Annotated in this window: 27 protein-coding genes and 1 pseudogene; 23 read left to right on the forward strand and 5 right to left on the reverse strand. The window is 41.4% G+C overall.

From position 1 onward, the window contains the following. Window positions 1-84: 84 nt before the first annotated feature. The 4 genes from ABC361_RS02605 to ABC361_RS02620 all read left to right on the forward strand — a co-directional run bounded on the left by ABC361_RS02605 (window position 85) and on the right by ABC361_RS02620 (window position 4,576). The gene (locus ABC361_RS02605) at window positions 85-1,515 is read left to right on the forward strand and encodes a spore germination protein (protein WP_413072534.1); all 1,431 of its coding nucleotides are present in this window, start codon (window positions 85-87) and stop codon (window positions 1,513-1,515) included. 14 nt (window positions 1,516-1,529) lie between these two features. Continuing rightward, the gene (locus ABC361_RS02610; protein ID WP_413072535.1) at window positions 1,530-2,618 is read left to right on the forward strand and encodes a GerAB/ArcD/ProY family transporter; all 1,089 of its coding nucleotides are present in this window, start codon (window positions 1,530-1,532) and stop codon (window positions 2,616-2,618) included. Next, window positions 2,615-3,736 carry a Ger(x)C family spore germination protein gene (locus ABC361_RS02615; protein WP_413072536.1) on the forward strand — a complete coding sequence of 374 codons (1,122 nt, stop codon included), beginning with the start codon at window positions 2,615-2,617 and terminating at the stop codon, window positions 3,734-3,736. The genes ABC361_RS02610 and ABC361_RS02615 overlap by 4 nt, the downstream gene beginning before the upstream one ends. A gap of 69 nt (window positions 3,737-3,805) precedes the next feature. Continuing rightward, window positions 3,806-4,576, forward strand: a complete 771-nt coding sequence (locus tag ABC361_RS02620; RefSeq protein ID WP_413072537.1) for an SDR family NAD(P)-dependent oxidoreductase — start codon at window positions 3,806-3,808, stop codon at window positions 4,574-4,576. 29 nt (window positions 4,577-4,605) lie between these two features. Here ABC361_RS02620 and ABC361_RS02625 read toward each other — a convergent pair whose 3' ends face one another. Beyond that, entirely contained in the window at window positions 4,606-5,328 is a 723-nt protein-coding gene (locus ABC361_RS02625) for an alpha/beta family hydrolase (RefSeq protein ID WP_413072538.1), read from the reverse strand. Between the two features lie 114 nt (window positions 5,329-5,442). Here ABC361_RS02625 and ABC361_RS02630 point away from each other — a divergent pair, with 114 nt between their 5' ends. The 3 genes from ABC361_RS02630 to ABC361_RS02640 all read left to right on the forward strand — a co-directional run bounded on the left by ABC361_RS02630 (window position 5,443) and on the right by ABC361_RS02640 (window position 6,817). Then, on the forward strand, window positions 5,443-5,802 hold the full coding sequence (locus ABC361_RS02630) for a hypothetical protein (protein ID WP_413072539.1): 360 nt from the start codon (window positions 5,443-5,445) through the stop codon (window positions 5,800-5,802). Between the two features lie 173 nt (window positions 5,803-5,975). After that, window positions 5,976-6,191 carry a WYL domain-containing protein gene (locus tag ABC361_RS02635; protein ID WP_413072540.1) on the forward strand — a complete coding sequence of 72 codons (216 nt, stop codon included), beginning with the start codon at window positions 5,976-5,978 and terminating at the stop codon, window positions 6,189-6,191. A 32-nt stretch (window positions 6,192-6,223) separates the two neighbouring features. Continuing rightward, window positions 6,224-6,817 (forward strand): YdcF family protein, encoded by a 594-nt coding sequence (locus ABC361_RS02640; RefSeq protein WP_413072541.1) that lies wholly within the window; start codon window positions 6,224-6,226, stop codon window positions 6,815-6,817. A gap of 103 nt (window positions 6,818-6,920) precedes the next feature. On the opposite strand, the gene ABC361_RS02645 is transcribed toward ABC361_RS02640, so the two are convergent. Continuing rightward, entirely contained in the window at window positions 6,921-8,351 is a 1,431-nt protein-coding gene (locus tag ABC361_RS02645) for an alanine/glycine:cation symporter family protein (protein ID WP_413072542.1), read from the reverse strand. A 102-nt stretch (window positions 8,352-8,453) separates the two neighbouring features. Between ABC361_RS02645 and ABC361_RS02650 the strand changes: the two genes are divergently transcribed. Both ABC361_RS02650 and ABC361_RS02655 read left to right on the forward strand, forming a co-directional pair. Beyond that, on the forward strand, window positions 8,454-8,591 hold the full coding sequence (locus tag ABC361_RS02650) for a hypothetical protein (protein ID WP_413072543.1): 138 nt from the start codon (window positions 8,454-8,456) through the stop codon (window positions 8,589-8,591). 472 nt (window positions 8,592-9,063) lie between these two features. Beyond that, the gene (locus ABC361_RS02655) at window positions 9,064-9,519 is read left to right on the forward strand and encodes a GNAT family N-acetyltransferase (protein ID WP_413072544.1); all 456 of its coding nucleotides are present in this window, start codon (window positions 9,064-9,066) and stop codon (window positions 9,517-9,519) included. Between the two features lie 83 nt (window positions 9,520-9,602). On the opposite strand, the pseudogene ABC361_RS02660 reads toward ABC361_RS02655, so the two are convergent. Further along, window positions 9,603-9,926: pseudogene (locus ABC361_RS02660) on the reverse strand (2-thiouracil desulfurase family protein); the annotation flags it as partial. Window positions 9,927-10,035: 109 nt separating this feature from the next. Further along, window positions 10,036-11,391 carry a serine hydrolase domain-containing protein gene (locus ABC361_RS02665; RefSeq protein ID WP_413072545.1) on the reverse strand — a complete coding sequence of 452 codons (1,356 nt, stop codon included), beginning with the start codon at window positions 11,389-11,391 and terminating at the stop codon, window positions 10,036-10,038. Between the two features lie 85 nt (window positions 11,392-11,476). Between ABC361_RS02665 and ABC361_RS02670 the strand changes: the two genes are divergently transcribed. From ABC361_RS02670 to chrA, 7 genes are all read left to right on the forward strand, one after another. Continuing rightward, complete coding sequence (locus ABC361_RS02670) at window positions 11,477-11,866, forward strand: GNAT family N-acetyltransferase (RefSeq protein ID WP_413072546.1); 390 nt, start codon at window positions 11,477-11,479, stop codon at window positions 11,864-11,866. Window positions 11,867-11,887: 21 nt separating this feature from the next. After that, window positions 11,888-12,097, forward strand: coding sequence for a hypothetical protein (locus ABC361_RS02675; protein WP_413072547.1), 210 nt, complete (start codon window positions 11,888-11,890; stop codon window positions 12,095-12,097). A 143-nt stretch (window positions 12,098-12,240) separates the two neighbouring features. Continuing rightward, on the forward strand, window positions 12,241-12,519 hold the full coding sequence (locus ABC361_RS02680) for a hypothetical protein (RefSeq protein ID WP_413072548.1): 279 nt from the start codon (window positions 12,241-12,243) through the stop codon (window positions 12,517-12,519). A gap of 276 nt (window positions 12,520-12,795) precedes the next feature. Beyond that, window positions 12,796-13,866 carry an N-acetylmuramoyl-L-alanine amidase family protein gene (locus ABC361_RS02685; RefSeq protein ID WP_413072549.1) on the forward strand — a complete coding sequence of 357 codons (1,071 nt, stop codon included), beginning with the start codon at window positions 12,796-12,798 and terminating at the stop codon, window positions 13,864-13,866. A 92-nt stretch (window positions 13,867-13,958) separates the two neighbouring features. Next, window positions 13,959-14,123 (forward strand): hypothetical protein, encoded by a 165-nt coding sequence (locus tag ABC361_RS02690; RefSeq protein ID WP_413072550.1) that lies wholly within the window; start codon window positions 13,959-13,961, stop codon window positions 14,121-14,123. Between the two features lie 19 nt (window positions 14,124-14,142). Next, window positions 14,143-14,688, forward strand: coding sequence for a GNAT family N-acetyltransferase (locus ABC361_RS02695; RefSeq protein ID WP_413072551.1), 546 nt, complete (start codon window positions 14,143-14,145; stop codon window positions 14,686-14,688). A gap of 86 nt (window positions 14,689-14,774) precedes the next feature. Beyond that, on the forward strand, window positions 14,775-15,950 hold the full coding sequence (chrA, locus tag ABC361_RS02700; RefSeq protein WP_413072552.1) for a chromate efflux transporter: 1,176 nt from the start codon (window positions 14,775-14,777) through the stop codon (window positions 15,948-15,950). Here chrA and ABC361_RS02705 read toward each other — a convergent pair. Then, on the reverse strand, window positions 15,947-16,834 hold the full coding sequence (locus tag ABC361_RS02705) for a LysR family transcriptional regulator (RefSeq protein WP_413072553.1): 888 nt from the start codon (window positions 16,832-16,834) through the stop codon (window positions 15,947-15,949). The two genes, chrA and ABC361_RS02705, sit on opposite strands and share 4 nt — an antisense overlap. Window positions 16,835-16,944: 110 nt before the next feature. Here ABC361_RS02705 and ABC361_RS02710 point away from each other — a divergent pair, with 110 nt between their 5' ends. The 7 genes from ABC361_RS02710 to ABC361_RS02740 all read left to right on the forward strand — a co-directional run bounded on the left by ABC361_RS02710 (window position 16,945) and on the right by ABC361_RS02740 (window position 21,196). Next, the gene (locus tag ABC361_RS02710; RefSeq protein WP_413072554.1) at window positions 16,945-17,493 is read left to right on the forward strand and encodes an NAD(P)H-dependent oxidoreductase; all 549 of its coding nucleotides are present in this window, start codon (window positions 16,945-16,947) and stop codon (window positions 17,491-17,493) included. 16 nt (window positions 17,494-17,509) lie between these two features. Beyond that, entirely contained in the window at window positions 17,510-18,196 is a 687-nt protein-coding gene (locus ABC361_RS02715; RefSeq protein ID WP_413072555.1) for a GNAT family N-acetyltransferase, read from the forward strand. After that, window positions 18,183-18,548: a DUF2200 domain-containing protein gene (locus ABC361_RS02720; RefSeq protein ID WP_413072556.1), complete on the forward strand. Its 366-nt coding sequence runs from the start codon at window positions 18,183-18,185 to the stop codon at window positions 18,546-18,548. Before ABC361_RS02715 ends, ABC361_RS02720 begins: the two co-directional genes overlap by 14 nt. Window positions 18,549-18,617: 69 nt before the next feature. Beyond that, window positions 18,618-18,818, forward strand: coding sequence for a hypothetical protein (locus ABC361_RS02725; RefSeq protein ID WP_099302843.1), 201 nt, complete (start codon window positions 18,618-18,620; stop codon window positions 18,816-18,818). Window positions 18,819-18,888: 70 nt separating this feature from the next. Then, complete coding sequence (locus tag ABC361_RS02730) at window positions 18,889-19,059, forward strand: hypothetical protein (protein ID WP_413072557.1); 171 nt, start codon at window positions 18,889-18,891, stop codon at window positions 19,057-19,059. Window positions 19,060-19,242: 183 nt separating this feature from the next. Next, window positions 19,243-19,698, forward strand: coding sequence for a hypothetical protein (locus ABC361_RS02735; RefSeq protein ID WP_413072558.1), 456 nt, complete (start codon window positions 19,243-19,245; stop codon window positions 19,696-19,698). A 148-nt stretch (window positions 19,699-19,846) separates the two neighbouring features. Next, a complete protein-coding gene (locus ABC361_RS02740) occupies window positions 19,847-21,196 on the forward strand; it encodes an acetamidase/formamidase family protein (RefSeq protein WP_413072559.1) in 1,350 nt (449 codons plus the stop codon). The last annotated feature ends 61 nt before the right edge of the window (window positions 21,197-21,257 follow it).

A 21,257-nucleotide genomic window follows, 5' to 3' on the forward strand; every position in this document is an offset into this window, starting at 1 on the left:
CCAAATGGGAGTGTGGTTTTTCTTTTTGCGCATAATGAAGGCATTTTTAGTGAAAAGTATCCTTAACTGAGAAGGAGACGACGTATGGAAACATTAGCAGAGGTAAAGCAATATTTTCTCGATGAATTGCATCATGCTAAAGATGTGGTCATCCAGCCCTTCACGTATCAAAAAGAGAATGGGTTAGTCATCTATTTCGATTCACTTGTCGATGAACAATGGTTAGAGCGTGCGTTATTCGACTCAATGATGAAAACAAAAGATGAGCATGTCCCTTTAAAGGAAAACCTATCTGCCATTACGGTTGAGGAATTTGAAACAGCGAAAGCCTGTCTGCCGCTCTGTTGGGTGGGGTATGCCATTATTGTGGTTGAATCAGCGCCATTGCAATTTCTCGCTTTAAAGACGCCATCAACTAGAACTCGTGCGATTGAAGAGCCTATCAATGATCGGGCGTTGAGAGGTTCACATGAAGGGTTTGTGGAAGATTTAACGATTAACATAAGCTTGATTCGTAGAACGGCGCGAATCGAGAACCTAGTCATTAGAACAGAAGAGGTTGGACGGTCGTTAAAAAAAGAAGTGGCGATGATGTACATAGACGGGAAAGCGGACCCAACAATTGTGGAAAAGGTACAGCAGAAATTAAAAGCTATTCATGAAGATCTCATCAGTTCCCCCGGCACGCTTAATGAACTTTTACAAGACTCAAAGAAATCATTTTTCCCACAAATTATGTACACGGAACGGCCTGATTCTGTCGTTGGGACGTTAGCAGAAGGAAGGATTGTGCTATTAATCGAAGGCAATCCAACGGCTCTTATTTTGCCAGTCTCGTTTTTCAGTTTCATGCAATCGGTCGATGACTACAACGTCCATTTTGTTCTTGGGAGCTTTCTACGAATTGTCCGTACGATTGCGTTAATAACGTCTATTTTATTGCCTTCTTTGTATATCTCGCTTGTTGCGTTTCACTTTGAGATTATTCCGCAACCATTAATCATATCTGTGAAAAGTTCGCTTCAAAACATTCCGTACCCGCCACTTGTAGAAGCGTTAATCATGGAATTTACAATTGAGCTTATTCGAGAAGCTGGCCTTCGATTACCAGCGCCGATCGGTCAAACGATTGGGATTGTTGGAGGGTTAGTAATTGGGGAAGCCGTCGTCAATGCAGGCCTGGTATCAAATATTATGATTATTGTCGTTGCTGTTACAGCTATATCATCATTTGTTATTCCCAGTCCAGAGATGAGTTCTGTTGTGAGGTTGACTCGCTTTCCATTAATGCTGGCAGCGGCAACGTTTGGCTTGATTGGCGTCGTCCTATCGTTTTTTGTTATTATCATGCACTTGATAAAGTTAGAATCCTTTGGTACGCCGTATTTAGCTCCAATTGCACCGTTAAATCGAAAAGGGTTGAAAGACTCAATCGTACGTTTTCCAACTTGGCTCATCCAACGACATACGTTTATGTCTAGTACGAAGCCATTAAATGGGGATAAGAAAAGATAGAAAGGGTTCTGAATATGGAAAAACAAGCACCATCATTAGGTAAAACGCAGTTATTTTGGTTTTTCGTTCACGCCCAAATTGGTGTGGGTTTGTTTTCTTTACCGAACCATATTTACGAATATGCGCAATCAGATGGCTGGTTATCATTGCTTTTGGCGGCCGTCATCGTTCAGGGTGTCATTTATCTTCTATACGTTCTTCATAAACGTTTTCCACACGATACGCTTTTTACATTGTGTGAAAAGCTCTGTGGGAAATGGATTGGAAAAGTATTTATTGTCTTATTAATTCTGTATTTCGTCATGTTGGCAGGTCTTGTATTGAAAGGATTTACCCAGCTTATTGCAATCTGGATTCTGAACAAGACGCCGGAATCGATTTTTATGATTCTGTTCCTTGCGGCATGTCTACCCATGTTATTTGCACCTCTTAAACAGATTGGACGTATGCTTGTCTTGACCGCCCCGATTGTCTTGACCATTCCGATTATTGCTGGATATGCCTTTATATATGGAGATTATTTAAATCTACTGCCAATAGGGATTGCGGATATGTCAGGGATTACAAAAGGGATATTTGCCTCGATGTTTGCGATTAATGGGTTTATTGTCGTTTCTGTTGTGCTGCCGCATGTAGGTGGAACAGCAAAAGAAAAATTTAACGTTCTATCGGCTGCTCATTGGAGTGTCACGCTTATTTATGTGGTTGTACTGTTAACGTCATTTCTTACATTCAGTCATGGAGAAATGAAACTGTTACCTGAACCTTTTTTGTATATGATAAAGTCTTTTTCCTTAACCATTATTGAAAGGCTAGATCTGCTTTTTTTATCGTTTTGGTCCATAAGCATTATTACCACGTATGTCATTTTTGTTTATTGTGGATCAATTGGCATGATGAACCTTTTACAAACAACTCGCTACCGCATTGTTGTCATTAGTCTAATTTTGTGTACCACGATCGTGAAGTTTTTACCAACAACGATTAATGAGTTCAGTCAGCTCGTTTCTTATATAAATAAACCAAGTGCATACCTTACCTTTTTGCTGCCTGTTTTGTTGGTTCTATTATCGATGGTGAGGAAAAAGGAGGCATCCTTATGAAGAAGGGAGCAATCAGTATGCTTGCAGTCCTTCTGTTAGCGGGATGTTGGGATGAAAGGTTAGTAAAAGACATTAACTTAATTTATTCACAAGCCTTGGATAAGACAGAAGAAGACCTAATTGAAACAACGATTGTGACGATTGGAGGCGCCCCAAATGAAAGTGGAGCGCAAACTGGAAGCTCACAAGAGCCAGCGATTATATCTGCTGTAGGAAATACACCTAGAGACAGTCGAATGAACTTAGATCGAAAAGTATCAGGTGAGCTTTTTGCATCAAAAAACCGTGTGACGCTACTTAGCCAAACGTTAGCAGAAGAGAACATCTACTCTTTACTTGATGTTCATTATCGATCACCCCTTTCCACCACAAATGCGCGCATTGCTGTTGTAAAGGGGAATGCAAAAAAAGCGCTGCATGTAAAAACTGCGGAAACGCCTCTTATCAGTGATTACTTAGGAGATTTGTTGTTAGGATTAGAAGAAGTTCAGTCGATCCCAAAAGCTTCTATGGAAAACGTCTTGAGTGCTCTTTTTGATAATGGATCTGACTTTGCTTTGCCTTTGTTGCACGCAATTGATCACGAAAATGTGGCGTTAGAAGGCTTAGCATTATTTGATCATGATCACATGAGTGGACAGATGAATGCAGACCAAACATTAAGGCTATTGCTGATGGATCGTGACAGAATTAAGCCACGACGGTTCAACATTCGCGTAACAGACCATGAAGAAAATCGCGTGAATAACTATGTAACCGTTGATGTTGAAGAAAAAAATAGAGAATTAGTCGTGACGAGAGAGGCTCCGAAGCAGTTTAATGCCCATATTCATGTCAGTTTAACGTTAAATATTGTGGAGTATCCAAAAGACTCGCTTTACATTGAAGAGCATGTAACTGACTTAAATGAACACATCAACAAAAGGCTGCAGACGGAAGCTGAAGAGGTCCTGCGTATCATTCAAGAAGCAAACTGCGACTATTATGGTATTGGTAAACATATTAGAGCCTTCTACTATGAGGACTGGCAAGAGATGAATTGGGAAGAAACGTATCCAACCATTCCTTTAACTGTATCTATGGACACAAAAGTAATCTATCACGGAATTGTGAATTAAAGAGTATGTTTTTACACTTTCCGCTAACACTAAACATGGTTTTAACTTGATAAGAAAGGTGTGACCATTATGATTTACCCAGTTTTAGATGGTAAGGTTGCCATCATAACAGGTGCGGCGATGGGAATGGGAAAGGCAACAGCAATGTTATTTGCTGAAGCAGGAGCAAAAGTAGTTGTCGCAGATATGAATGAAGAAAAAGGGCAAGAAGTTGTGAGAGACATTCAGGATGCAAATGGAGAAGCCATTTTTGTGAAAGTGGATATTTCAGATGCAGGCCAAGTAAAAACGATGATAGATGAAACGGTACGTACATACGGAAAGCTTGATGTAGCAATTAACAATGCTGCCTTGACACCTGATGACAAGCCAGTTGCCGAATTTGATGAATCGTATTGGGATAAACTGATTGATATTGATTTAAAAGGGACAGCATTGTGTATGAAATACGAAATTCAACAATTCCTTAAACAAGGCAATGGTGGATCAATCGTGAATATCTCTTCTGTCAGCGGTTTCCGACCTCAGCCAAACAATATCGCATACGTGGCTGCGAAACATGGCGTTGTCGGCATGACAAAAGTGGCGGCTATGGAATATGGAGACAAAAACATTCGTGTTAACTCGGTTGCGCCTGGTGCAATTGATACCCCTATGTTAAGAGGTGCACTTGAGCAGTTTGGTTTTACCGAAGAAGAATATGCGCCCCAACTGAGTTTGTTAGGACGGTTTGGTCAACCAGAAGAAATTGCTCAAGCGAGTCTATGGTTAGCTTCGGATCAGTCTTCCTACATTACAGGCACGACGATCCATGCCGATGCGGGCTATACAAGTCGATAAATAAAAGGAATCGCCATAAGCGATTCCTTTTATTTTTGGTCCTTAATCCAATTTGTTATCTCTTCAATGATTATTACTTGTTGCTCGGCTACGGTAATGTCTGCTTCGCCATCACCAGATTGTTCACCGTACACACCGAAATAAGCATGATTTCCGCCTTCTATTTCAACATAGTCGGTGGTAGGTGGAAGATTTTCGCGTGTATCTTCAATTTTTTCTGGCGTACTTAAACCGTCTTCTGATCCGCTTAGAGAGAGGACAGGCAAAGAGGATTGATACAAATTGTCATTACTTGCTGCATAAGCGCCCAATAGTATCAGACCGCTTATCTTGTCTAAGTGCTCGTCAGCGTACATAGCAGCAGCAGCCCCACCCATAGAATGACCACTGATATACCAATCAAGATCAGGGTCTCGGTCCATAATTTCATTGGCTTTGGAACGATCTAAAATGGATAAGTTAAGAGTCACAGAAGGAACAGCTACTGTTATCCCTTGTTTTGAAAGTTCTTGTGCTACATAAGCATAGGCGTCAGGCTCAACTTTTGCGCCAGGATAAAGAACAATTCCGATCTCAGCGTCTTCAGCAGTATAAATGAGCCACTCATCCTCTACTGGAAGTGGTTCCAATAGTTGAATACCTTGAGCGTCCATTCGGTCGTACGTGAATTGAGTCCAAATAAAAAAAGCGATGATCAATAGAAGGATAATGGAAGACAGTAGAAGAAGTATCCGTTTCATCCATTTTTTCATAATAAAGGGTCCTTTCCAAAGATGTTAGTACTATGATCATAGTGCAAGGCAGGGCTCAATTCAATCAGATTGCGTTACAGTTTAATGGACATTTTCAAAAGAGTGAGGTGGACAATGATTGTATCGGTTACAAGACTACATATAAGAAGTGTTCGACATTTACCTATTTTCGCTTGGTTGACGCTGCGATCCCATATCCATATTCGAGAGGCAAAGGGGCTTGTCCAATCTTCTTATCACAAAGAGGGCTTATTCACTTATTGGACCATGTCGATTTGGGAGACTGAAGAAGATATGAAAGCTTTCCGAAATCAGGGTGCGCATTTGGAGGCGATGAGGTGTTCACGCCAATTAGCGGATGAATTGCAGTATGTCCGTTTTGAAGTGGAAACACCAGATATACAGTGGGAAGCGTGCAAACAGCGACTGCATCAATCATACGCAAGACAGGATAAAAGAGGCGGTCTAAGTTAGCCCACCTCTCGCGCTTTTTATCCAGATACAACTCTTAAGCCAATCACCGCAACAACAATGAGTGACATCTTTAAGAAATAATTACCATTAAAAACGCGAACGTATTTTCTTGTTTTTACTTGTTAGAGAATGTGCGTTCGTATATAATGGAAGAAACAAAAGGAGGGTTTCTTATGATAAAGGGTGTATTACAACGAGCGCTTGAAAACAAACATCGCGTTACCATGATTTATATGAATGCTAAAGGGGTCATTTCTCAAAGAGAGATTAAGGTTTTGCAGTTAAATGAGCGTTGGTTTGTAGCCTATTGTCATATGAAACGCCAACGTCGATTGTTTGCTTACGATCATGTCTTGTCTTTAAACCAAGTGAAGCACCTTGTGTCATAATGGAGGAACAATACGTAGGTCGGTGATGGGACATGTTGAAAATAAGCAAATGGGTTAGTCTTCTTATCGTTTTAGCAGTAGCATCCTTAGTGGTCTACAGTGCCATTTCGATTTTAACTCAAGCAACAAAGAATGAACTTGAGCAAACCGATGCGGCCATTGTTTTAGGGGCGGCTGTATGGGACGATGAATCCTCCCCTGTTTTTCAAGAACGGATTCATCATGCCGTATGGCTCTACAATAATGGATATGTGGATAAGCTGATTTTTACCGGTGGACGATCAGAAGGAGACCGCTATGCTGAGTCAGAAGTGGGTCGACAGGTCGCAATGGACAATGGGGTTCCAAGCGCACATATTTATCTCGAACAAAAATCGACCATTACAGAAGAAAATCTTGCGTATGCACAAGAGATAGCGGAACAAAATGAAATCACTCATTTAACGTTAGTGAGCGATCCTTTGCACATGGCGCGTTCCGTTCGTATGGCAGAGGACCTTGGGATGGAGGTATATGCTTCGCCGACGCAAACATCGGCATACGAAACGTTAGGTAGTCAGATTCCATTTTTTACAAGGGAGCTTTTTTATTATGTAGGTTATACCATCGTCGCCCCTTTTAGATGATTATAGCTTGAAACCGTTCAACGTTGTCCAACGGGCGCTCTCCAGTATATTCGGACACACAAATAGAAAAAGCCACTACCAAATGGAGCGGCTTTTTAACGCTTTAGCGGCTTTCTTCGTCATCGCCCCAACAATCAGTGTTTTTGATCTCTGGGTATTTGGATGAATAGAAAACGGGATCTTTTCCTTGTTTTCGTTGCTCCGTGTAATCTTTAAGCAGAATAACGGCTTTCTTGGTGAGTAACAATATGACAGTGATATTGACAATAGCCATAAGAGCCATGAATAGATCTGCCATTGTCCAGATAAGTTCAACCGTCGCAATACCACCTAGGATTCCCATAATGATAAACGCAATTCGGTAAATCGGTAAAAAGCGTGCACCGTTCTTTAAAAACTCAATGTTGGTTTCACCAAAGTAATAATTTCCTAGGACAGAACTATACGCAAAGAATAGTAGCGCGATGGCAACAAATGCACTCGCCCAATCGCCAATGTGTTGCGACATCGCAAATTGAGTAATCGTTGCACCTTCTCCGTCGACGTCCATGTAACCAGAGGACAATAAAATGATAAATGCGGTAGAAGAACAAATGAGCATCGTATCAAAGAAGACGCCAAGTGATTGAAACAAACCTTGCTTTGCTGGGTGCGAAACATTTGCCGCTGCGGCTGCATTTGGTACGCTCCCCATACCCGCTTCATTTGAAAACAATCCTCTTCGTGCCCCTTCCATAATTGCGGCACCGAAACCGCCCCCGACCGCTTGTGTAATACCAAATGCTTCACTAAAAATTAATGAAAATAATCCAGGTATTTGTTCAATATTAACGATAATAATATAAAGTGCAGCACCCATATACGCAACTGCCATAAAAGGTACGACAAGTTGTGTTACTTTTACAATTCGTTTGACCCCGCCAAAAATAATAATGGCTGTGACTGCTGCTAGAATAAGTGCCATAAGCAAACGGTTTGTATCAAAAGCAGTTTGAAACGAATCTGTTATTGTATTTACTTGTAGAGCATTGAAAATCATGCCAAAACAAGAAACGATTAAAATGACAAACAAGATGCTTAGCCAGCGTTTTCCTAATGCTTTATGTATGTAATAAGCTGGACCTCCGCGATAGCGATCGCCGTCTTTCTCTTTGTAAAGTTGACCAAGCGTACTCTCAATAAAACCTGTTGCCATACCGACAGCTGCAATCACCCACATCCAAAAAACCGCACCAGGTCCACCTACTGTAATGGCGAGGGCGACACCTGTAATATTTCCAGTACCCACTCTTGCGGCAGCACTAATGGTGAAGGCTTGGAAAGCGGAAACCCCTGTCTTACTGCTCCGTTTTTCTGTGATGACCCGGAACATCTCTGGGAACATGCGAATCTGAACAAATTTTGTCCGAATGGTAAAGTATAGTCCTGCAAGGATGAGGAGGCCGATAAGAATATACGTCCATAGTACATCATTGACAGAGCCAACAATCCCCTCTAAAAAAGGTAATTCTAATGCAAATCCATCTTCAAACATTTCACCAATCCTTTCCAAAAAGTATGCGGTTTCAATACCCTTAATTCGAACTTGTTAAACGATTATGAATTAAACGTATAGAATAGTTAGCGGAAGGGTAGGGTGAATTGGCAATTGAGACGAGCAACTGGTGTGACATGTCCAGCTGCCGTCAATTATGCTTCTTACGGAATTGCTTCCAAGAATTCTTCAGCCCTGCATAAGTACCCACAGCTGCGCTACCATAAAAAAATCCCATAAAGATACCGGCAGACAAGCTATGGGGGTGACTAATAAAAATAGACATAGCAAGTCCGAGTAATGTAGCGAGAGTCGGGACAAAGGAAGATTTAATTGGAAAAATCATTTTTATGACCTGTGTGAGTATTAACACAGTAGGGACCGCTATGATCCCATCCCAAATATTTGTGTGTATAGTCGGATAGTCCACTTCATCCATCCTTTACATTTTAAAAATTAGATTGTGCAATGCGAGTAAAAATATACAAAAGGGTACTAGCGGACTTTGGCGAATGTACATCAAGAGAGAGAATAATTTGATGCGAATTCCGCCATTCCCTGGGGATGAGTGGTTTGATCAATATTCTGTGCCATCCCTACTCATTCTTGTGGCAGGTCTGATTGGAACGAGCATTTTTAAGCCGAAAAAAGAACAATAAAGAAGGAAAGAGAAATACCTTTAGTGAACGTAAGTAGTGGAGGGGATGATACGATGAAAATAGCATATCGATATGCAGTAAAAGAAGATCTTCCTACGATTGTTCGCATGTTGGCTGATGACGAACTTGGAGCAAAGCGTGAATCATTTGTTTTGCCTTTGCCAGATGTGTACGAGAACGCATTTATAGAAATGACTAAGCAAAAAGGCAATGACATCCTTGTAGCAGAAAGGGATGGTATACTAATCGGTTTCCTGCAGTTACTCTTTATACCTGGCCTAGCCAGATTAGGGATGAAACGAGCACAAATTGAAGGAGTTCGTGTGGATCGTAATAGCCGCGGTAAAGAAGTTGGAAAAGCATTGGTTGAAGAAGCTATCCGAATTGCAAGAGATCAGCAGTGTGGGTTGATTCAACTTACAACAGATAAGCAGAGGAAAGACGCTCATCGTTTTTATGAAAAGCTAGGTTTTAAACCGAGCCATAATGGAATGAAGCTGTATTTATAGGTGCGTGCTCGTTAATTAAACGTTTGATTAAGCCTAAATTTATCTTAGAGTGTGCACGTATAAACAGGAACAGGAGCCCTGAGGGAAGGGCTGTTCTCTTTTAATACAAATACGGTTGCGTTCAACATCGTTGCAAGGTGTAACGTGTCATGTGCGCCTTTGAGATAAAAAGATGTTACATCGCGACCACTCTTTTCAATCACTCTTGCAGTGCCGTTTAAGACATCATGTCCGTTGCCACCCACAATTTCTGCTGGCTCACGAGGTGTTGAGAAACCTCCAAGCATTTCAGGACAAACGGATATAGCTTTCTCTTCTAAAATCAACGTTTGGATCAAGTGTTGTAAGCAATTACTGCCATCGTAGCGGACATTTAAACCTGCTAGACAGGAGCTGACGAGTATCATTTGATGTCTCCTTCTTTCTACTTTACTAAATCAGAACCGGACTGAATTATAGTTGTTAAAAAGGTGCGGCTTTTCATTTAAAACCGCACCCAGGCATAACCTTAGCTTCCTAAACTTTCTGTAATTGGCGATAGCCAAACTGTAAATAAGGTTTGTTGAAAATTAAAAGACGATCCTCTCCATACAAATGAACAGCTAGCATAGTTGTTCCTACTGTTCGAGCGGGTAGGTTATTCCCTTCTAAAATGATTGAGAGCTCACCTTCTTTTTCTACGATCTCTAGCGATTGTCCTTCGTTTGCTTGATATGTACCTGTCATCTCAAGCTTTTCTGTTGATGAAAGAGTCACGTCTTCATAGTGCGCAGACGGTGTCTCAGGTTTTTCGCCGATCATCTCTTTTAGTGCAGCTTGAAGCAAAGGGTTTGCTGGTGCACCAGCAATATTTGTTAAGCAAATTCCGGCTATGTTTTCATCTGGAAGGATGGATAGTTGCGCGGAAACTCCTTTGATGCCGCCTCCATGCTGGATCATTCGCTTGCCGAAGAAATCGGTGTGAATCATCAGACCGTAGCCATAATGAAGTCCAGGCTCAATTTCCACATGTGTAGCCGTGAGGGCCTCTAAACTGTTTTTAGATAAGATGGTAGCTGATTGACTCATGAGTTGATTTGCGAAGCGAAGCATATCTTTTGCAGTTGATTTTACGTAACCAGCTGCCCACATGGTCGGCGCATCCCACCAAGTAGGTGACGCTTCGATTTTGACTCCTTCCCCGTCCGGCTCCATCGTATATAGTTGCGTGACATTTGCATCGTCGGCAAGTTTTTCACGAGAAAAAAAGCTTCGTTTCATGTCGGCAGGAATAAAGATAGCCTCTTTCATATATGCATCATAAGACTGACCACTCACACGTTCAATGATGGTTCCGAGTATAGCGTAACCGTCATTTGAGTAACTAAATCTTTCTCCAGGCTTTCCGAGTAACTGGAAAGAAGATGTGTGTAAATGTGCAAAGAATTGATTTTCTGTATCAATGCTTGGCGCATCTACATCAAGCTGGTCGTCTATTGATTTAAATTCTTCCATAGAGATGCTTGATTTGTTAGCATAGAAAAGAGTATCAAGTGGAGGAAGTCCTGAAGTATGTGTCATTAAGTGGTGAATCGTGATACGTTTCATGCTTTCTTGATTAGATATAGAAAACTCAGGTACATGTTTGTGGACCACGTCTCGAACAGATAGTTTTCCTTCCTCTTGTAATTTCATAATTGCCATACATGTCATAACTTTTGTAATACTGCCTATACCAAAGATGGTTTCCTCATTAATGAGGTGCTTCTCTTCGACATTTCGATATCCAAAGGAGCGCTGATAGGTTGGATTTGATAAAGCCACGATTGCACCAGGTGTTTGAAACGTTTCCAGTAGAGATGTTGCGTGCGGTTCGAATGCGGTTAATGTCATAAAATTTGCCTCCTTTTCTTGTAGTACGTTCATAAACAGTAAAAGGTTCAAAAAACTCATTTAAAAAAGGGAGTGTTCACTCAACATGTACAATCCGATGATAAAATTACCAATTAGTCATGAGGAAGTTCCCTCATTAAGAGAAAAAATAGGTTGGGCTAGAAGAGATCACGATTTTCCAGCTTTACTTGAGCGTTGTAACTTTTGGGCAGGGGTAAGAAACGAACATCAGGAGTTAATTGGGTTCGGTTATGTATGTGGAATGGGTTTGGAACATGGTTATTTAGAAGACATTATGGTGCACCCTCACTATCAAGGAAATGGAATTGGTGTCAAACTCGTCAAAGCACTTTTAGTCGAGGCGGATGCATTTGGGTTAGAGATTGTAACGGTCTCTTATAGTGAGGATAAACAGAATTTTTATGAAAAATGTGGATTTACTCACGGTGGTGGAGGGGTTTGGAGCCATTCATAGATTATGAAGGGAGGCGATAGCATGCCGAAAAAAGGACCGATTTTCCTGTTTTGTGTCATCATTTTCCCTCTAGTTGTTACATTGCTTCTCACACTATATCGATTCATTGCAGGTCGAGAAGTGGGAATGGAACAAATTCTATCCAATTTTTTAGGGTACGCGGTTGGAGGGCTTTTTGTTGGCTTTATCTGGTACAACATTAAGAAATTAGACCAATATGGTAAGAAGTAAAGTGAAAAGATCATGCTAACCAACTAATGATCGTTTCTCATTGTACACATAACGCTTAACCCTCTATAGCAATTATGCTACTATACGAGTTGGACATCTTTTTATGTTCAATCTAATTGGTTTATTGTGGAAGGGTTATCAACATGTCGATCTTAATGATGATTTACTATGTAATTGTATTTATTGTCATTCCAGCTCTGCCTGCGTATGTCCTTTATCGGGTGTACTTTATTAATAAGAAAAAAATCTATTCGTTCTTTCTATTATTGTATCCATTTAGTTTGATGGTGCTTAGTCGTATGTTAAACCCAGGAGAGGGAACGGAGTCGATGATGTACAGTTCGGTTTTAGGACTTGTATCGATTTCTTTACTTTTTAGTGTGTTAATCATTATTTGGTTCAGGTATAGAAGAGAATTGTAATGGAGGCGATCTGTTAAGGTCGTCTTTTTTGGTAGGTGTAGACTTTACAAGAAAAATTGTGGAAAGCAGGTAAATGTTTGTTGTTTCCTAGTCTCATATCCCATGCTCAAAAAACCTATATCTTTCTTTTCATAGATTTGCTAAGATGGACAACATAAAAGTTGCTGTTTTTTCAGACTTTTATAAACGTAATGTTTAAATGGTGTGTAAAAAGGGTAGGTAAAGCTGGTGTGCTTTCTATCGGTACACAAAACCACCGGAAAAAGGAGGGTAACGGTGCAACGTACTTTAACGATTATAGGAACAATGTCAATTATGATCTTCTTTCTTATTTTGACTGGAGAAAAGGCTGAAGCATCGACGAACGTAGGGGTTGTGGAGAGTGATGCACCACTAAATGTAAGGGATCAGCCTTCTGAACAAGGAACGATCATAGGCAAACTCGAACCAGGTCATCAAGTTGAGTATTTTCTTACGTCAACCGACTGGTTAAAGATTACATATGCTGGACAAGTTGGCTATGTGAACCATGCATTTATTAGTGATGCTGCTACACAATCAACTAGTCAAGCCAGTACAGAAGTAAAGCAAGCGGTGGTAAACTCGTCAGGTGGACTGAATGTTCGATCAGGTCCTAGTTCGTCTGATTCCATTGTTGGACAATTGTCAGGTGGAACGCAAATCGATTATGTGGAGCGACAAGATGGTTGGGCGCAGGTGACGTTTAACGGAACAACTGGATTTATACATATGGATTATTTACAATCGTCATCAGAAGCGAGTCCAGCTCCAGCGCCGCCAGCTGTAAACATGAATTCGACACCTGGAAACATTCGCGTTGTTCTTGATGCTGGACATGGAGGATACGACCCTGGAGCGGTTGCAAATGGCATACAGGAGAAACATGTGGCCAAAGCGTATAAAGATCAAGTAAAACGAACGCTCGAAGCAGATGGAATTGACGTAGTTGAAACGCGTACAAGCGATGAATTTGTATCGTTAGCAAGCCGAGTCAATCAAGCGAATCAAGCGCAAGCAGACCTTTTTCTAAGCATTCATGCGAATAGCTTCGCCGATCCTAGCGTTGGTGGATTTGAAACCCATTACTACCAATCTAGTAGAGAAGCTACGGTAATTAATAGAGAGATCAGTCGCTTAAATACAGGGAATCGGATGAGAGGAACGTATCAATCCAATTTCCAGGTTCTTCGTGATACAGCTATTCCAGCTGTCCTCATTGAAGTGGGTTATTTAACGAATCAAGCGGATGCGCAGTTGGTGCAGACAAGCCAACACCAGCAAGAAGTAAGTGAGGCGGTCAGACGTGCGGTTCAACAATTATATTAATCTCGTTGAAAAGGAACTTCTCGATTGTGAGAAGTTCTTTTTTTGTGGAAGGATTTTGTCTCTTTTTGCCGAAGGTTCTAGAGGGTAATGAGGTGATCGATGTGAATGTCTTTCAATCGATATTACTTGCAATCCTTCCAGTGCTTCTTGCAGGGATCGGTAGTATTGCGGTAATTGCTTTAACCATTGCAAAGACACAGCAGGAAACGATTGAAGATTTAGAAAGCCGCATAAACAGGTTAGAACAACAGAGATGAAGAAAAGGAAGTGGCAACTATGTTTGAACTGAAAATTAATGAACAATTATCTTTGAAATTGATTGAGTTTCAGGATGCGGAACCCATTTACAAGATAACAGAGCAAAACCGAATGCATTTAAGAGAGTGGCTACCTTGGGTAGATTTTATCAAAGCAGAAAGTGACACGCTCAATTTTATAAAAAATTGCTTAAAAGGGTATGCGGACAATTCTAGTCTCAACACAGTTATTCTTTATCGTGGCGACATTGTAGGAATGGCAAGCTTTAATCAACTAAATTGGTCAAATAGAACGGCATCCATCGGGTATTGGATTAGTGAACAGGCTCAAGGAAAAGGAATTATGACTGATGTATCTCGTACATTAACGCAGTACGCCTTTCACCATTTAAACATGAACAAAGTAGAAATACGTGCAGCCACTGAAAATAAGAAAAGCCAAAGCATCCCAATCAAATTAGGCTTCACAAAAGAAGGAGGGGTTCGACAAGCAGAATGGATTTATGATCATTATGTTGATCACGTCATCTATGGCATGCTGGCATCCGAGTGGCAGAATAAATGAATATGTTCTTTTTGTAAAGGTACCTGAAAAATGTCCTCCTTTACGTTATAATAAACCATTTGAAACTACTATCGAGTGGAGGATTCATGCAAACGATCAGAACTTTATTTGAAATTTTAATGATTTCAACGAGATTAGGACTCACATCATTTGGTGGCCCGATTGCCCATTTGGGCTATTTTCATAATGAGTACGTTCAGAGGCGGAAATGGTTAGATGAACAAAGTTACTCAGATCTAGTTGCGGTTAGTCAGTTTCTCCCTGGGCCAGCAAGTAGCCAAGTAGGAATTGGCATTGGCGTGATGCGTGGAGGGGTTCTTGGTGGCTTTGTATCGTTTCTCGGGTTTACGATGCCTTCCGTTGTTGCATTGATTTTGTTTGCCTATGCGACCCGTGCTTTTGATATGGCAGGTTCAGGTTTTATTCACGGATTAAAAATTGTTGCCGTGGTCATTGTTGCACACGCAATCTTAGGGATGGCCAAAAACCTTACGCCAGACTTAACAAGAAAAGCGATTGCACTTGTTGCGCTTATCGCATCACTATTTATTCCGCATTTTGCAACACAGGTAGGAATCATTTTAGCGGCAGGACTGACTGGTTATTTCTTGCTTCGTCCAAAAAAAGAAGACCGATCTGCTCCTTTTAAGATGCCAATCTCAAAGGCGTTTGGTGCGAGTTGTTTAACGCTGTTTTTTGGTCTATTAGTGACACTTCCCCTTTTAGCGTCGTTGAGTAGTGGTCTTTGGATCACCATGATCGACAGCTTTTACCGTGCAGGCTCCCTCGTATTTGGCGGTGGTCACGTTGTTCTTCCTTTGTTAGAACGAGAATTTGTCCCAACAGGTCTAATTAGCGAAGAAGCCTTTTTGGCAGGATACGGCGCTGCACAAGCTGTTCCAGGTCCGTTGTTCACTTTTGCTTCGTTCATTGGAGCGGATATAGCAGGATGGACGGGTGGTCTTGTCGCAACTATAGCGATTTTCTTACCTGCTTTTCTGTTGATTTTAGGCGTTTTACCGTTTTGGCATGCATTACGAAGCAATCAACGCATGAAGGGTGTTTTTGTTGCGATAAATGCCGCGGTAGTAGGAATTTTAATTGCAGCATTCTACCAACCGATTTGGACGAGCGCCATCCTTGGTCCAGTAGATTTTGCTCTCGCTTCTCTATTATTCTTTATGCTTATGTTTATGAAATGCCCACCGTGGTTAGTGGTTGTGACTGGCGCTCTCGGAGGATTTCTTCTTCAAGGATTCTAAGAGTTCTTGAAGAATGCCCTCGTTAATTGAAGAAATTGCTGGACCCCTGCACTCATCTGTTTGTCTTTATGATAAGCAAGATGAGTTTTTAGCGTGGAAAAGGTTGCGTCTAATGATACGGCGCAAAGTAATCCTTCCCTTACCTCTGCTTTAACAACCAACTCTGGCAGAAAAGCGATCCCGATATTGGCGACCACACACTTTTTAATAGCTTCTAAACTAGTAAATTCAAGTGACGACTTCGGTGTAACATGAGCTTTGTGGAGCAGATTTTCTAATAGCACTCTGTATGAACACCCTTTTTCCGTAAAAAGGATGGCCTCACTTTCCAATTCTTCTGGAGAGATGTTTCTTTGAATGGCAAAGGGGTGATCTGGTGCAACAACCATGAGAAGTCGTTCTTCGATCAGGGCTTCCGTATGTAATAAAGGCCGTTCCTTTGTCGTCACGTCCATAATAAAAGCAAGATCGATCTCTCCATTCAATAAAGATTCAGTCGCAAGTTTGTCGGAGTGCGCAGGTTTGAATACTAGCTTGCTAGTGGGATTTTGTTGAGTAAAGGTATGTAATAACGTTGGTAAACGATATGTACACTGGCTTTCTTGCGCGCCGATAACAATGGTTTCTTTTTGGCTTAACAAAGAGAGTCGTGCGTTTTCTTCTAATTGAATCAGTTGATGCGCATAAGGTCGAAGTTGTTCACCAGCTTTTGTTAAAGTGATTTTTTTCCCAAGACGTTGGAAGAGCGAGCACTGTAGTTCATGCTCTAAGCTTTTCATTTGCGCCGTGATGCTTGATTGCGCGTACTGCAATCTTTCGGCTGTCTTCGTAAAGTTAAGAGTTTCACAAACATCTAAAAATGTTTTTAAGTGCTTACGGTCCATAAGTGCCTCCTATCGAAAAAACTGATTGATTCGATCAAAAACATTCGCTGTTTTGATTAGTGTACTTGATGTACGCTCAGAAGAGAAGGATGTTGAAGGAGGAGATTAGCGTGAAAACCATCTTGATTTTGAATGGACACGACTGTTATGAACGGGCACAAGGGCATTTAAATGAAGCCCTCTTGAGAGAAACTCAAGCAATGCTCAAGGGTGGTTATCAAACGATACAAACAAATATCGTTGAAGGGTATAGCGTTGAAGAAGAAATCGAGAAATGTAAAGCGGCAGACGTAATTGTTGTACAAGCGCCGGTTTATTGGTTTAGTGTTCCAGGCATCGTAAAAAAATACATGGATGACGTATTTATGCCAGGCGAATTTTTTACAAAGACCCCTGAATTTGGTCGCGGTGGACTCATGACAGATAAGAATTACATGCTTTCTCTCACTTGGGGGGCGGCAGAAGCGGAATTTAATGCGACAAGTGAGGACTTTTTAGAAGGGTTGTCTGAAGACCAAGTTTTATTCAGTGTCCATAAGACATTTGCCTTTTGTGGCATGACGGCTTTACCTACTTTTTCAGTGTATGGAGCGATGAAATTAGATTCATTTGATCAACCGATTAAGGCGTTACAAGCGCATATAAGGAAATTTTTCTGATAATAAGAGGTGTCGATTGATTAAAAACGCGCTAACTCGCTATGATAGTGGTAGAGGTGTTTTGATGAATCAAGAAATTATGATTGAAAAAGCGTCGGCTGCATCAACGGTCGGGGCAACGTTAAACAGCATGGCTGTTGGTGATATGGTCGAAATCATGACGGGATCAACCGACAAAAGTGTGATAGAAAGTACGATGATTGCATTGTGGCAAGGAAGCAACAATCGGTTTAGCCATGAATTTGCGTATGAAGCAAAAATGGGAAAGAAGACGTTAGGAATGATGACGTGTTACCCAGTAACCGTTATGGATAAATTAGCGATTCCTACTGCGAAACAAATCTTACATATTCGTGGAATGGCAATGGTCTCGTATGCGCTGAAGCATCCTCGCTCTATTTATGCGTTGTTGACGATGGAAGAAGGAAAGAAGGATGAGTTCCACGTTGGGTCTATTGCGTTGTTACCTGAAAGTAGAGGTCTGGGAATTAGCAAGCAACTCCTACAAAAAGCAGAAGCCTTAGCAAAAGAAGCGTCTTTTTCAAAAATCTCATTGACAGTACGTGAGGATAATCCAAAAGCGAAAGAGCTGTACGAACGAATTGGGTATCGTCAAGTTGGACATATTGCACGAGGACCACTAAGCTTATATCGAATGATGAAACCGATAAATAAAGGAGATACTCAACATGGCGAAGCATAAGATTTATACAATGCCGTTTGCTGACGTCTACCCACACTATGTGAAAAAAGCAGAGCGCAAAGGGCGAACCAAAGCGGAAGTCGATCAAATTATACGGTGGCTAACAGGGTACAGTGATGAGTCTCTACAGCAACAGATTGATCAAAAAACTGATTTTGAATCATTTTTTGCAGATGCACCACAATTAAACACGGCTCGTTCTATGATTAAAGGTGTGATTTGTGGCGTGCGTGTGGAGGACATTGAAGAACCTACGATGCAAGAAATCCGTTACCTTGATAAGCTCATTGACGAGCTTGCAAAAGGGAAGACGATGGAAAAAATTTTACGCAACGAAGCGTCATCTATTTAGATGAGCGCTTTTTTTCGTCATAAGACAACCGGTTCACGACATACTTCTAGAAAAAAGAATGGACGGACGATGCAGATGAAAAAAGGGAATCATAAATTTGTATTTTATACGATAAAAGTAACGAAGCTAAAACGATTTCTTTTGTTGGACATGGTCGCAGGGACTGGCATTTACTTCACAGTCAAAGTCGTAACAGCAAGTGTGGTCGCAGGGATGGTGGGGAGTGTCATTGGTACAGAAGGGATGAAGCGATGGCCTCGAAAAGAATGAGCATTATGTTTGTTTAAATATGGAAAGTAAGGGTATTTGAAACAAAAGGAATGAAGGAGAGGTATTCTGAATGAATTTTCAACGCATGATTAGCGTCATTTTCTTGCTGTTTTCAATAGGTGTCCTCATCTATGGCTTTGTAACGGGCGTGCATGCTCCGGTCGTGTTCATACCAAGCTTACTTATTGCGATGGTCTTACTTGTCGGTATTCGAACACCATCTCAATACCGAAAAGGCTAACGTCATTATCAATGGAGCTTTCCTTCAGAGAGGAAGGCTTTTTTTATCGTTCTTCGCATTAGGAAATGTGAAAAATGAATGGATTTTGGGCATTCGATTTTGTCCGAGGATCATTTCCTGCTATGCTAGTGTAGTAAGATAGATGATGCGATTGACGTGTCAAAAGAAGGAGGCGATGTAAAAGTGGGTAGAAAAATCATCTACATTGTCATTGCACTTTTACTTGTCAGTATAGCAGCTGTTGTATTAATAAATTTTATCCCCTCACAAACTACGATAGAGGACGAATTGGCGAATTATGAAAACGAGTTCGGAGAGATTACGTCATTACAAATCGTCCAAGAATCAAATGAACGATCGGATTCGACAAGAAGAGAAGTCGTGCTAGAGGACCGCGACGAAATTATGGCGCTTTTTGAACAAGGGAATGAGACAGAACTTGTTTCCAATGATCGTGCACCAACCGTTAACTACCATTTGGAAATCGAGACGACGGAGCACTCTGTTTATACCGCGCCGACAATTATTGTGAGTGATGTGACGTTTGCTTATGGCGAAACGCGCTTTCATGTGAATGGCACAAACTTCCTGTTGGAAGCCATCGAAACAGGTGATTTTGATTGGGACTATGATGAATAATATCGCTAACGTGAAGTCGTACATACGGCTTCACGTTTTTTGCAGAGTGCTAAAAATCATGTGAGAAGATCTACCCACATGTCGTTGCGCCAATTCCGTTTTTGTTAAGCTAATTAGAAACAAAGATGAATATTGGGGAGTGTGGAAAATGAAAAAGCGGTATAGTATGGCAATTGGGTTAGGGGTATGCAGTCTCCTGGCGACGCAAAGTGTTCAAGCAAAAGAGGAGGTATTCCCCTTAAATACAATGGATGTGGAGGAAGCAAAAGGACAACACTATGTTCCATCTACTCTTGATCATGTTCGGTGGGGCGAGCTTCCAAACCGAACAAGTTCACCAGTATTAAAAATGAAATCAGGGGAAACCGTTACGTTTGATACGGTTTCAGCAGAAGGGATTTTAGACGATCAAGGGCGCGATCCTGTTACATATTTTGGTCAATATGGTGTTGATTCGGACGAAGTATTAACAGATGCGATTGACATTGCTGCATCTGATATGGAAAATATTTTTGGTGAACAAGGTCCACATGTTGTGACAGGACCTGTTGAAATTGAAGGGGCAGAACCAGGTGATGTGTTAAAAGTGGAAACCTTGACCTTAACACCTCGGGTGCCATACGGAGTCATTTCCAATCGACACGATCGAGGTGCGCTACCTGGAGAATTTCCTGAAAATGAAGGACCTGAAGAAGGCGCAAGTGCTGAAAATCCAGAATTATATAACAATATATCGATTTTTACTCCGATATCAGAGCGTGATGGAGACTGGTATGGTGAAATTCCTGGTGAAGATGTCGTTTTTCCGCTAAAACCTTTCATGGGCATGATGGGGGTCGCAACGGATACAACAGAGAGAGTGGATAGTGTCCCACCTACACATACTGGAGGCAATATTGATATTAACGATTTAGGTGAGGGCTCTGCACTTTATTTGCCGATTGAAGTGGACGGCGGAATGTTCTATACAGGTGATCCACACTTTGCTCAAGGGGATGGTGAAGTGGCGTTAAGTGCACTGGAAGGGTCTTTACGCGTGACATTTCGTTTAACCCTATTAAAGGATGGTGACCCAGCGATTCCTGGTGACGCCAATTCCTTCAGACATCCAGTCGGAGAAACAGATGATTATTGGTTGCCTATTGGTCTAGATGAAGATCTAAATGAAGCCATGAGAGATGCGACACGCCAATCAATCTCCCTTCTTGAACATCAATATGGTATGGACCGTGCAAACGCTCTTGCTTACTTGAGTGCGGCAACAGATTATGAAGTGTCACAAGTCGTTGATCGGACGAAGGGCATTAACGGAAAAATTCGGAAAGCTGATTTTGAAGGAAAAAAAGAAAGTGAAACAGCTTTAGCGAAAGAAGAAGATACAGGTGGTGTGTTACCTGACACCTCTGCAAACCAAGCCGCGTGGATCATTGGGGGGCTTATGCTGAGCATTGTTGGTTTGACTGGTGTGTTATGGAAAAGAAGAAGACAAGCGCTGTAAATTGAACGCTCGGCATGCTGATGCCGGGCTTTTTTTGAGAGGGGTATGAAACCTCTGTGGC

Source organism: Shouchella phoenicis (genome assembly GCF_047238345.1).
Taxonomy (GTDB): domain Bacteria; phylum Bacillota; class Bacilli; order Bacillales; family Bacillaceae_D; genus Shouchella.

Coding starts and splice junctions, on each gene's coding strand:
- ABC361_RS02605 (WP_413072534.1), top strand. CDS start 85: ATGGAAACATTAGCAGAGGTAAAGCAATATTTTCTCGATGAATTGCAT.
- ABC361_RS02610 (WP_413072535.1), top strand. CDS start 1,530: ATGGAAAAACAAGCACCATCATTAGGTAAAACGCAGTTATTTTGGTTT.
- ABC361_RS02615 (WP_413072536.1), top strand. CDS start 2,615: ATGAAGAAGGGAGCAATCAGTATGCTTGCAGTCCTTCTGTTAGCGGGA.
- ABC361_RS02620 (WP_413072537.1), top strand. CDS start 3,806: ATGATTTACCCAGTTTTAGATGGTAAGGTTGCCATCATAACAGGTGCG.
- ABC361_RS02625 (WP_413072538.1), bottom strand. CDS start 5,328: ATGAAAAAATGGATGAAACGGATACTTCTTCTACTGTCTTCCATTATC.
- ABC361_RS02630 (WP_413072539.1), top strand. CDS start 5,443: ATGATTGTATCGGTTACAAGACTACATATAAGAAGTGTTCGACATTTA.
- ABC361_RS02635 (WP_413072540.1), top strand. CDS start 5,976: ATGATAAAGGGTGTATTACAACGAGCGCTTGAAAACAAACATCGCGTT.
- ABC361_RS02640 (WP_413072541.1), top strand. CDS start 6,224: ATGTTGAAAATAAGCAAATGGGTTAGTCTTCTTATCGTTTTAGCAGTA.
- ABC361_RS02645 (WP_413072542.1), bottom strand. CDS start 8,351: ATGTTTGAAGATGGATTTGCATTAGAATTACCTTTTTTAGAGGGGATT.
- ABC361_RS02655 (WP_413072544.1), top strand. CDS start 9,064: ATGAAAATAGCATATCGATATGCAGTAAAAGAAGATCTTCCTACGATT.
- ABC361_RS02665 (WP_413072545.1), bottom strand. CDS start 11,391: ATGACATTAACCGCATTCGAACCGCACGCAACATCTCTACTGGAAACG.
- ABC361_RS02670 (WP_413072546.1), top strand. CDS start 11,477: ATGTACAATCCGATGATAAAATTACCAATTAGTCATGAGGAAGTTCCC.
- ABC361_RS02675 (WP_413072547.1), top strand. CDS start 11,888: ATGCCGAAAAAAGGACCGATTTTCCTGTTTTGTGTCATCATTTTCCCT.
- ABC361_RS02680 (WP_413072548.1), top strand. CDS start 12,241: ATGTCGATCTTAATGATGATTTACTATGTAATTGTATTTATTGTCATT.
- ABC361_RS02695 (WP_413072551.1), top strand. CDS start 14,143: ATGTTTGAACTGAAAATTAATGAACAATTATCTTTGAAATTGATTGAG.
- chrA (WP_413072552.1), top strand. CDS start 14,775: ATGCAAACGATCAGAACTTTATTTGAAATTTTAATGATTTCAACGAGA.
- ABC361_RS02705 (WP_413072553.1), bottom strand. CDS start 16,834: ATGGACCGTAAGCACTTAAAAACATTTTTAGATGTTTGTGAAACTCTT.
- ABC361_RS02720 (WP_413072556.1), top strand. CDS start 18,183: ATGGCGAAGCATAAGATTTATACAATGCCGTTTGCTGACGTCTACCCA.
- ABC361_RS02725 (WP_099302843.1), top strand. CDS start 18,618: ATGCAGATGAAAAAAGGGAATCATAAATTTGTATTTTATACGATAAAA.
- ABC361_RS02730 (WP_413072557.1), top strand. CDS start 18,889: ATGAATTTTCAACGCATGATTAGCGTCATTTTCTTGCTGTTTTCAATA.
- ABC361_RS02740 (WP_413072559.1), top strand. CDS start 19,847: ATGAAAAAGCGGTATAGTATGGCAATTGGGTTAGGGGTATGCAGTCTC.